The organism is Mesorhizobium sp. M8A.F.Ca.ET.021.01.1.1, from assembly GCF_003998025.1.
Taxonomy (GTDB): Bacteria; Pseudomonadota; Alphaproteobacteria; order Rhizobiales; family Rhizobiaceae; genus Mesorhizobium.
The window spans coordinates 1-5,150 of sequence record NZ_RZSJ01000460.1 but is presented as its reverse complement, the minus strand read 5'-3'; the positions used below and the strand labels follow the sequence as shown (position 1 = coordinate 5,150).

At 63.0% G+C, this 5,150-nt stretch carries 5 protein-coding genes; 4 read left to right on the top strand and 1 reads right to left on the bottom strand.

Annotation, left to right across the window (positions count from 1 at the left end; translation table 11 throughout):
- Positions 1-957, top strand: a 957-nt coding sequence (locus EOA36_RS27035) for an ATP-dependent RecD-like DNA helicase (RefSeq protein WP_127280160.1), incomplete at its 5' end; no start/stop codon positions are given.
- Between the two features lie 30 nt (positions 958-987).
- Here the strand turns inward: EOA36_RS27035 and EOA36_RS27030 are convergent.
- Entirely contained in the window at positions 988-1,416 is a 429-nt protein-coding gene (locus EOA36_RS27030; protein WP_127280159.1) for an STAS/SEC14 domain-containing protein, read from the bottom strand.
- Positions 1,417-1,576: 160 nt separating this feature from the next.
- Here EOA36_RS27030 and EOA36_RS27025 point away from each other — a divergent pair, with 160 nt between their 5' ends.
- The 3 genes from EOA36_RS27025 to EOA36_RS27015 all read left to right on the top strand — a co-directional run.
- Positions 1,577-2,317 carry a pyridoxine 5'-phosphate synthase gene (locus tag EOA36_RS27025; protein ID WP_127280158.1) on the top strand — a complete coding sequence of 247 codons (741 nt, stop codon included), beginning with the start codon at positions 1,577-1,579 and terminating at the stop codon, positions 2,315-2,317.
- A 98-nt stretch (positions 2,318-2,415) separates the two neighbouring features.
- Positions 2,416-4,329 carry a potassium transporter Kup gene (locus EOA36_RS27020; RefSeq protein ID WP_127280157.1) on the top strand — a complete coding sequence of 638 codons (1,914 nt, stop codon included), beginning with the start codon at positions 2,416-2,418 and terminating at the stop codon, positions 4,327-4,329.
- A 37-nt stretch (positions 4,330-4,366) separates the two neighbouring features.
- Positions 4,367-5,150 (top strand): aldehyde reductase (locus EOA36_RS27015; RefSeq protein WP_145969328.1); only part of this gene is annotated, 784 nt, incomplete at its 3' end.

Sequence of the window (5,150 nt, the reverse complement as noted above, 5' to 3'; positions counted from 1 at the left end):
GGCAAGGCAGCGCAAGTGCTGCGCTCCAAGGGCGCGGTCAACGCCCGCACCATCCATTCGCTGATCTACCGGCCCAAGGGCGAGGAATCGGTGGCCGACGAGGTGACCGGCAAGACCTCGATGTCGCCGACCTTTTCGCTCAACCGGCAAAGCCCGATCTCGCGCGCCAAACTGGTCGTCATCGACGAGTGCTCGATGGTCGACGAGCAGCTTGGCCGCGACCTGATGAGTTTCGGCACGCCGATCCTGGTGCTGGGCGATCCCGGCCAGTTGCCGCCGATCTCGGGCGGCGGCTTCTTCACCGACCATGAGCCGGACTTTTTGCTGACCGAAATCCACCGGCAGGCGCGCGACAATCCGATCCTGCGGCTGGCGCTCGACGTGCGCGAGGGGCGCGAATTCATGCGCGGCGACTATGGCACTGCGCAGGTGATCGGCAAGGAAGACGTCAACCAGGAACTGGTGCTGAAAGCGGACCAGGTGCTGGTCGGCACCAACCGCACGCGGCGGCGCTACAACCAGCGCCTGCGCGAACTGAAGGGCTTCAATGCCGATTACCCACAAGCGGGCGACAAGCTGGTCTGCCTGCGCAACGATCCCGCCAAGGGCCTGCTCAACGGTTCGCTCTGGAAGGTGATGACCTCGTCGCGCGAGACGGTGAAGCCCGGCATCAACCTTCTGGTGTCGCCCGAAGAGGACGATCCGGATCGCGGCGTCGCCAAGATCAAGCTGCTCAAGGCGGCGTTCGAGGATCCGGACGCCGATATCCCCTGGCAGCAGAAGAAGCGCTTCGACGATTTCGACTACGGCTATGCGCTGACGGTGCACAAGGCGCAAGGTTCGCAGTGGAACGAGATCGTGCTGTTCGACGAGAGCTGGGCCTTCAAGGAAACGCGCCAGCGCTGGCTTTATACAGCCATCACCCGGGCCGCCGAACGGCTGACCATCGTCAGATAGAAGGGGTCGGCGGCAGCCGGGAGAATCGTTTCATTTTCTTTCTGGAGCGGCGGTCGCCTCTTCGCCCGTCGGCCGCGCCGCGAGCCACTCCCAGGCAGCAGCTTCCTCCTCGATCTTGAAATGCCTGAATTCGACAGGCGACGAAGCGGGCAAGGCGTGTCGTGCGTTCGGCGTCCAGTCAGGCGCGCCGATCGCCGCGCAACGGCCAATATGCTCCAATGCGTGGACGGCACCCTTCTTGATGGTCTCATCGGAGATGTCGGCCCAGTCGACGCCCTCGTGATCGACTATGCGCACGGCGACGTCGATTCTCGGATGGAGCGCATAGGCCGCCTCCAGCAGGCCGAACAGGTTCTCGGCATCGGCGGCCGAGACATGGCCGACCACATCGAAGGCAAGGAGGTCGTCGCGGCTGGTGTCGATGCGGCGGATCGCCGGCACGGATTGGAGGAAATTCAAGGTGGTGCCTCCCTTCACGGAATATGTTGGTCTTCTGGAACACCGGAAAGGCCCTATCTGTTCCCGCCAAAGACGCTATAGATGCGCTGTTTCAAATGCGCCGTGCCGGAACGAATGAGCGTGGCGCGCCTCGATCGACTGTTTCACGGACGCCAAGCCCATGCCCGCCAAGCTTTCCGTCAACCTCAACGCCATCGCCATGCTGCGCAACCGGCGCGACCTGCCATGGCCCGATGTGATCGGCGTCGGCCGCCTTGCCCTTGCCGCAGGCGCGCATGGGCTGACGGTGCATCCGCGCCCCGACGAACGTCACACAAGGCATTCCGACCTGCCCCTGATCAGGGCGCTGATCGACGATGAGTTCCCGCAGGCTGAATTCAATATCGAGGGCTACCCAAGCGAGGATTTCCTGGCGCTTGTGGAGAAGAATCAGCCCGAACAGGTAACGCTGGTGCCCGACGATCCGGCACAGGCAACCTCCGACCACGGCTGGAACTTCGTCGCCGATGCGACGTTCCTGACGCCAGTTGTCAGGCGTCTGAAGAAGGGCGGTTTCAGGGTCTCGCTGTTTTCCGATGCGGATCCCGACGGCATAGGGGCCGCGTGCGATACGGGCGCCGATCGCATCGAACTCTATACCGGCCCTTATGGCAGCTACCATTCGGATTCCGGTAAAGCGGCCAAGGAATTGGAAAGATTGGGAAAAACCGCTGACGCGGCATTCGCAGCCGGCCTCCAGGTCAACGCCGGGCACGATCTGACGGTGGCCAATCTGCCCGCGCTGGCAAGGCGTGTTCCGGCATTGGCCGAAGTGTCGATCGGACATGGGTTGACAGCCGACGCGTTGGAGTATGGCATGGCCGGCACGGTGGGTCGGTTTCTCAGAGCCTGCGGCTGGTAGGGTTAGGGCTTCGCTTTGCAGGTATGGCAGCCATAGCGTGCAATTGACACCGCATCGCAGCATGCGTGAGGCACTGCGCGCTTGTCGGGGAGTGGTCCATGGACCTTGCCAGTCGCGTTAGCGAGGCTGAAACCGTCGAGCAATCGAGCCGTTCCGAGGTTGAGCAGCACAGCACCAAGGTTCTGATGCTGGGCGCGCTCGGCGTCGTCTATGGCGATATAGGCACAAGTCCGATCTACGCCTTTCGCGAGGCGCTTCACGCTTCGCCCGGCATCGATACGCGCGTTCACGTGCTTGGCGTTTTGTCGCTGATTGTCTGGGCGCTGACGATCATCGTCACCATCAAATATGTCGCCTTCGTGCTTCGTGCCGACAACAAGGGCGAAGGCGGCACGCTGTCGCTGATGTCGCTGGCACGCAGCGCCTATCCCAAGGGCCCCCGACTGATCCTCGTGATCGGCCTTTGTGGCGCGGCGCTGTTTTTCGGCGATTCGATCATAACGCCGGCCATCTCGGTGCTGTCGGCGGTCGAAGGCCTGACGGTGGTGACCCCGACGCTGGACGCCTATGTCGTGCCGATCACGCTGCTTATCCTTGCCATCCTGTTCTCCGTGCAGCGCTTCGGCACGGGAAAGGTGGCGGCGGTGTTCGGGCCGGTGACGGCGCTGTGGTTCCTGGCGATCGGCGTTGCTGGCATCTATCACTTGATGGATGATCTATCGATCCTGCTGGCCATCAATCCCTATTACGCGGTCGCCTATCTGGCCAGCACCCCGACCGCCGCCTTCGTCACTGTCGGCGCGGTGTTCCTGGCCGTGACCGGGGCCGAGGCGCTTTATGTCGATCTTGGCCATTTTGGACGCAAGCCGATCGTGCTGGCATGGTTTTCCGTGGTGTTTCCCTGCCTGCTGCTCAACTATTTCGGGCAGGGCGCCTTTGTGCTCGCCAATGACGGAAAACCGACCAATCCGTTCTTCCAGATGCTGCCTGACTGGGCGCTGATGCCGATGGTGGGACTGGCAACGGCGGCGACCGTCATTGCCAGTCAGGCGGTCATTTCAGGGGCTTTTTCACTGACCCGCCAGGCGGTGCAGCTCAACCTTCTGCCACGCATCGAGGTGCAACATACCTCGGAAAAGCAGTCCGGCCAGATCTACATGCCGCGCGTCAACCTGCTCATCGCGATGGGCGTGATGCTGCTGGTGGTCGGTTTCGGCAGTTCGAGTTCGCTGGCTTCCGCCTACGGCATCTCGGTGACCGGCGAAATGCTGATGACGACGATCCTGCTGTTCGTGGTGATGCGCAAGATGTGGAAATGGAAGCTGGCGCTCGCCCTGGCGCTGACCTTACTGTTCGGCATCATCGACAGCGGCTTCTTCCTGGCCAATGTCGTGAAGATCGTTGAAGGCGGCTGGGTCTCGATCACCGTTGCCAGCCTGATGGGGCTGATCATGTGGACATGGATACGCGGCAGCCGCTATCTCTTCGACAAGACCCGCCGCAACGAGATCCCGCTCGATTTCCTCGCGGGCAATCTTTTGAAGAAAAAGCCGCAGCTGGTGTCGGGCACCGCCGTGTTCCTGACCAGCGATCCCTTGAGCGCACCGACCGCGCTGATGCACAGCCTGAAGCACTACAAGGTGCTGCACGAGCAGAACGTCATCCTTTCGGTGGTGACCGCCCCGCAGCCGGTGGTGCCCGACAGCGACTGGGTCAAGATGGAGACGGTCAACGAGCTGTTCATGCGGGTGACGCTGACCTTCGGCTACATGGAGCAGCCCAACATCCCGCGCGCGCTGGCGATTTGCCGCAAGCAGGGCTGGAAGTTCGACATCATGACGACGTCCTTCTTCCTGTCGCGGCGCTCGCTCAAGGCTTCGCCCAATTCCGGCATGCCGGTATGGCAGGACCGGCTGTTCATCGGTCTGGCCCGTACGGCGGCCGATGCGACCGAATATTTCCAGATCCCGACCGGACGTGTGGTAGAAATCGGTACGCAGGTGGCGATCTGACGAGGTCGATCGCCTCGGCCTGAACGGGGAGGCGGGGATGAGCGGCGAATTGGTGCTTGTCACCGGCGGATCGGGGTTCCTCGGCGCTCACTGTATCCTTGCCCTGTTGAAGGCGGGCTATCGCGTGCGCACGACGCTGCGCTCCGCCAGGCGTGACGCCGATGTTCTGGCCATGCTGAAGGTTGGTGGCGCCGAGCCCGGCGACCGGCTTTCCTTTGCCATTGCCGACCTCATGAGCGACGCCGGCTGGCCGCAAGCGGTTGCCGGCTGCGACTATGTCCTGCATGTCGCCTCGCCATTTCCCTTCGGCGTGCCGAAGCATGAAGATGACCTGATCATCCCGGCTCGCGAAGGCGCCTTGCGCGTGCTCAGGGCGGCGCGAGACGCCGGCGTCAAACGCGTCGTGCTGACCTCATCCTTCGCCGCTATCGGCTATGGCAAGATGCCGCCGGACGGCCGGCCCTTCACCGAAGAGAGCTGGACCGATCCGACGGCCAAGGTCAGCGCCTATGTGAAGTCGAAGACGCTCGCCGAACGCGCGGCCTGGGATTTCATCGCCGCCGAGGGTGGCAGCCTGGAGCTGGCAGTCATCAATCCGGTCGGCATTTTCGGGCCTGTCCTGGGGGCCGACCATTCGACCTCCACCGCATTCGTCCAGCGCATGATGAACGGTGCCATGCCGGGGCTGCCGCGCCTGTCCTTCGGTGTGGTCGACGCGCGCGACGTGGCGGACCTGCATGTGCGCGCCATGACCAATCCCGCTGCCAAGGGCGAGCGGTTTCTGGCCGTAGCCGGCGATTTCATGACCGTGCGGGAGCTGT